Source organism: Methylobacterium sp. Leaf456 (genome assembly GCF_001425465.1).
Classification (GTDB): Bacteria; Pseudomonadota; Alphaproteobacteria; order Rhizobiales; family Beijerinckiaceae; genus Methylobacterium.
This window is the reverse complement of sequence record NZ_LMQV01000031.1, coordinates 1-4,508: the sequence shown is the minus strand read 5'-3', so window position 1 is coordinate 4,508 and position 4,508 is coordinate 1. Positions and strand designations below refer to the sequence as shown.

The window sequence follows — 4,508 nt, the reverse complement described above, 5'->3', positions numbered from 1 at the left end:
GCTACGAGCGACGCGCCGACATCTACCAGGCCTTCACCAGCCTCGCGGCAAGTCTCATCACCCTCAACCAGATCAAACGGTTCTGTTAGGCGCTCTTAGTCGTTGCGCCCTGAGGCGCGGAGCCTGCGGCCTGCCTCACCTCGATCAAGCCGGACAGGGCTTCGGCCTCGGCTTCTGTCACCTGTCCTTCGCCGTAGGCGCGCCAGAGCTGAGCCGCGATGGCAGGCAGGGTGATTCGCGGCGCCGCCTCGATCGCGGCCCGCAGATGGTCGGCAAACATCGTCGTTCGGCCCCTGATAGGGCCGCAACAGGTCGTTCGGAGCCGCCGCGAGGGCGTTCCGGTCTCCAGGCAAAGCCTCATCATCGCGGGAATTGGCGTTCCCGCTTGACGCCTTGGGGCGTCTCATGGCTTGTGGGGATTGCACACGGCCCCACCAGGCCATTTTTGATTTCGACGGGCTCCTCGTTTGGCGACGGGGGGCCCGTTGGCTTTTCAGAGTCTGACTTGCGGCGGCGTGTGTCTCCTGACGGTCGGTACCCGACTCAGTCATGAGAGAGCGGGGCCGGACACGGCATGTCGGCCTGAGAGAACCGTTAAGTCAACGTTGAGCCTGCACAGTCTGTGGCACAGCCGGTGTCACAGGGCTGCCCCTTCACCAGGCTGGCAAGGCGCTCTGCAATCTGCCACAAACAGCGAATGCCTCGCCGCGTTGCTACGAACGTGTCCCTGACGCCTGAATTGGCCGCTTTCATCGCGGAGCAAGTTGCGTCCGGCCGCTTCGGGAGCGCCAGCGAAGTCGTCCGAGCCGCATTGCGGGGCTTGGAGCGCGAAGAGGCTCGGCAGCACAAGCGCCGTGCGAAAAGCTATGACGCTCCCTCGCTCAGCGATGGTTGATCCCAACCAAACTAAGCCGCAGTGACGGGTACGGGAGAAGCCGATTGCTCCGCAGCTTGATCGGGCCGACTGGACAGATCACGCGCACGCCGGAGGCGGATGAAGAGCGCGGCCTGAAATGGTATTTCGCTAGCAATCAGCTGTCGCTCGCCAGCGGGCACGGCATGAACCTACGGCTTGCCGTCCTCTCGGCGTTACGCAACACCCGCCTGCGGCCGCACTTCATCACCACGGGCTTCCGCAATGACCTGACCGAGTGGATGGAAGCTCACGGCGTCACGGTTATCCCTGGACGCCAGCCCATGGCCGAGACAATCCGTGCAGGTGAGGCGGCCGGTCGTTACCATACGCGCTATCTCGGCCACTGGCTGCGCTGCGAGGTTCCGATGTTGGAGGAAGAGGACCGCTACGTCCTCTACACCGATTTCGACGTGGTGTTCTTGCGCGACGTGCCACTGCCGCCGCAACCGCCGCGCTACATCGCCTGCGCCCCCGAGTTCCGCCCCGACGGCTGGCACTATTTCAACAGCGGCGCGATGGTGATGAACGTCGCCAATATGCGTCGAAGCTTCCCCGAGTTCCTACGCTCGGCCAAGCATCAGATCGACAGCCTCGATGGCCGGATCCTCAACGATCAGTACGCCTACAACAACTTTTACGTCGGACGCTGGAAGAGACTCGACCTAAAATATAACTGGAAACCTTATTGGGGCGACCCGTCGGAGGCGCGCATCCTCCATTTCCATGGTCCTAAAATCCACAATGTCCGTTCGATCTACGCGCAGAAGGTGCCCTGGGAGCAGCCGCATTGGCGCACTCTCGGCTCTCTCGTTGCAAGCTTCACAGAGGGCTATCGCGCGTCCTTCGAAGCGGTGCTCACCGCAACTGAGGGCGCCGATTTGCCCGAACGTGTCTGGATCCGGGAAATTGCCGGCAAGCTTGCAACGCAGACGCCACCGATCCCGCCGGAGATCGTCGATCTCGGCTTCTTCAACAACGATTACGGCAAACTCGGATTCGACGCTCACTGGCCCCTCGACGAGCGCATTCATCATGCGATCCGGACTTGGCGCCGCCGCCTGCGTGAAGTGCGGGCCGCTCGCTAAAGCCAATCCAATTTGTGTAGATGAAAGCGCAACTATTGACCCCCGACCCGTTATGCCGATCCGCCGTGAACACCGGTTTTTCTACCCGATCGACTGGCGCGAGCTGTCGGCCGCGATCCGGTTCGGCCGGGCCAAGGGCCGGTGCGAGGGCTGCGGGCGCCCGCACGGGGAGGCCGTGTTCTGCCTCAGGGATGGTCGGTGGTGGGATGCGGAGGCCGCGTCCTGGCGCGACGGGGCCGGTCGGATCGTATGCACCGCCGTCGGGATAGACGACGTGCTCGCGACCATCCGAACGACGCGGGTGGTGCTGGCCACCGCACACCGGAACCACGACACGGCGGACAACCATCCCGCCAACCTCGCGGCATGGTGCCAGCGCTGCCACATGATCCACGACCGGCCGGAGCATGGTCGGCGGCGTTGGCTGACGGTGTTCCGACGGAAGGCGCTCGGCGATCTGTTCCGCGGGCCCTACGGCTGAGGGGACGAATTGGTCGCTCGCGAACGGGGCAAACGTGGCAGTCAGCGCCCGCGCTGGTGAGCATCATGCAGCTTCTATCGGCTTCGCGCGGGACGCCTCCCACTCAGTAAGCGCCCGCTGACGCGNGTGAGCATCATGCAGCTTCTATCGGCTTCGCGCGGGACGCCTCCCACTCAGTAAGCGCCCGCTGACGCGCATCGTAGGCGATACGCAAAAGGCTATCGGGGCTCCCCTGCGCTTCTGGATGATGCGCCAAATGCGGATCATCGGGTCTTAGACCGAGTAGACGGGCTGCTTCAGATCGCCAGGTGGCATCGGCAGCGGCGAACAAGACCTCCGCGCTTCTAGGACAGTTCTGATACACCCTGTTACTCCAACAAATTGCGTCAGCACATCAAGCACGATCCGCAACGATTTGAAAATCGGACAGACGTTTGGACGCCTAAAACTGCCTAAGCGATGACAAAAGGCATGCTTTTATCGGCTGCGATTTGTTGATCGGAACTCGATGCATAGGTCAAGGCTAGGTGTGCATATCTGCCCTGCATCAGCATTTTCTGCGTACACATAATGGCGAGCAAAGGGATCTAGGGTCTGATCGCATACAAAACTGAGAAGATGTTTCTCGTTTTACCACCCTAATTATTACAATCTCAAAATGCATTCTAGGTTTGTAATAGCGTCGTTGAGGACGAGCCAAAAGCAATCACTCGGCTTGCTATCGTACAGATTGCATGCTGGTTAGGCATATTGTCCGAAGAGGCTGCGCTGAGAGGAGCGCGCATTCTTCGTTGCGGCTCGCAAGTATTTGGAGCGGATCGCTTAAGCATGCCCCATCCTCAAGTTTTGCGCGACATGGCCTTGTTCGTTGAAGTGGCTAAGCATCGGAGTTTTAGTCGAGCCGCCCTCGCCCTGGAGATACCGGTCTCCTCGCTGTCCCGCCGGATCACCGTGTTCGAGACGGCGATCGGCCTGCGTCTGCTCGACCGCACCACGCGCCGTCTGACGCTGACCTCCTACGGCGAGGCCTATTTCGCCCAGGCGATGCGCCTCGTGGAGGAGGCGCAGCAGGCCTACGACGACATCGTGGCTGAGTCGAAGGGGCCGAGTGGCCTGCTCAAAATTGCCGTGCCCGCCGATTGCGGGACGCACGAGCGCATAGCGGCGATCGCCTCGGACTTCACCAAATCCAACCAGCATGTCCGGCTCTATCTCGGGGTCGGACACGGTCCGGCCGACCTGATGGACGAACGCTACGATCTGGCGCTTGCCTTGGAGGCGCCGCGTGAAACCTCTCTGATCGTGCGCAAGGTGGCCGAGCTCGCCAAAGGCATTTTCGCCGCCCCGTCCTATCTCGAGGATTGGGGCAGGCCGATGAGCCCGCCCGATCTTGCCGACCACAACGTCCTCGTCGCCGGACCGACGAGCTGGTCGTTCATCCGCGGGGACGAGACCGCTTCGATCGCAGTCTCGGGCCAAGTCGCCTGCAATTCGCCGAACCTGAAGCGCACCTTCGCACTATCCGGCCACGGGCTGTTCTCTGCGAGCTTAAGCAGCGTCCAGGCCGATCTCACCAGCGGTACGCTGGAGCAGGTGATGCCAGATTGGACGCTTCAGCCGACGCCGCTCTACATCGTGACGACCTCGCGGCTGCTGCCGGCCAAAGTGCGCAGCTTCATCGATTTCGCAGTCCAACGGTTGGCCGCACCGCAATCGCCGGCAGGCCCCCAATCCCCTATGTCAGAGCTTCAGGGTGCAGGGTCTCTGTCCCGCTGAAGCGGCGCGGTATGAGCCGGCAACCGTCGTGCAGCTTGCGATGCTGCATGCTGATCTTGGGCTCGCTCGTGTAGCTGCCGGCGGTAATGACCGTGCCGTGGCAGCTCGGGCACCGCTTCGGCTTATCCCGATGGGCTCGATGCGCCTCGTCGGCTGGAACACGTAGCCACGCGCCATCGACCTTAATCTCGCAGACGGGTGAGAGGCGCTTTTCCATTGCGCATTCTGCCACCGCGATCCCGGCGCTACC

At 62.1% G+C, this 4,508-nt stretch carries 6 protein-coding genes and 1 pseudogene; 5 read left to right on the top strand and 2 right to left on the bottom strand.

Annotation, left to right across the window (positions count from 1 at the left end; all coding sequences use genetic code 11):
- Positions 1–89 (top strand): annotated as a pseudogene (locus ASG52_RS27285) (IS5/IS1182 family transposase); the annotation flags it as partial.
- Here the strand turns inward: ASG52_RS27285 and ASG52_RS15555 are convergent.
- Entirely contained in the window at positions 86–280 is a 195-nt protein-coding gene (locus ASG52_RS15555) for a hypothetical protein (protein WP_056244959.1), read from the bottom strand. The pseudogene ASG52_RS27285 and the gene ASG52_RS15555 overlap by 4 nt on opposite strands.
- Before the next feature lie 417 nt (positions 281–697).
- On the opposite strand from ASG52_RS15555, the gene ASG52_RS26490 reads away from it, so the two are divergent.
- The 4 genes from ASG52_RS26490 to ASG52_RS15540 all read left to right on the top strand — a co-directional run bounded on the left by ASG52_RS26490 (position 698) and on the right by ASG52_RS15540 (position 4,258).
- Positions 698–895, top strand: coding sequence for a type II toxin-antitoxin system ParD family antitoxin (locus ASG52_RS26490; RefSeq protein WP_082552593.1), 198 nt, complete (start codon positions 698–700; stop codon positions 893–895).
- Positions 896–939: 44 nt separating this feature from the next.
- Positions 940–2,001, top strand: a complete 1,062-nt coding sequence (locus ASG52_RS15550) for a glycosyltransferase family protein (protein ID WP_056244956.1) — start codon at positions 940–942, stop codon at positions 1,999–2,001.
- A 52-nt stretch (positions 2,002–2,053) separates the two neighbouring features.
- Entirely contained in the window at positions 2,054–2,482 is a 429-nt protein-coding gene (locus ASG52_RS15545) for a hypothetical protein (RefSeq protein ID WP_056244954.1), read from the top strand.
- An 828-nt stretch (positions 2,483–3,310) separates the two neighbouring features.
- Positions 3,311–4,258, top strand: a complete 948-nt coding sequence (locus tag ASG52_RS15540; protein ID WP_056244943.1) for a LysR family transcriptional regulator — start codon at positions 3,311–3,313, stop codon at positions 4,256–4,258.
- Here ASG52_RS15540 and ASG52_RS28065 read toward each other — a convergent pair.
- Positions 4,218–4,508 (bottom strand): hypothetical protein (locus ASG52_RS28065; protein ID WP_286159070.1); only part of this gene is annotated, 291 nt, incomplete at its 5' end. The two genes, ASG52_RS15540 and ASG52_RS28065, sit on opposite strands and share 41 nt — an antisense overlap.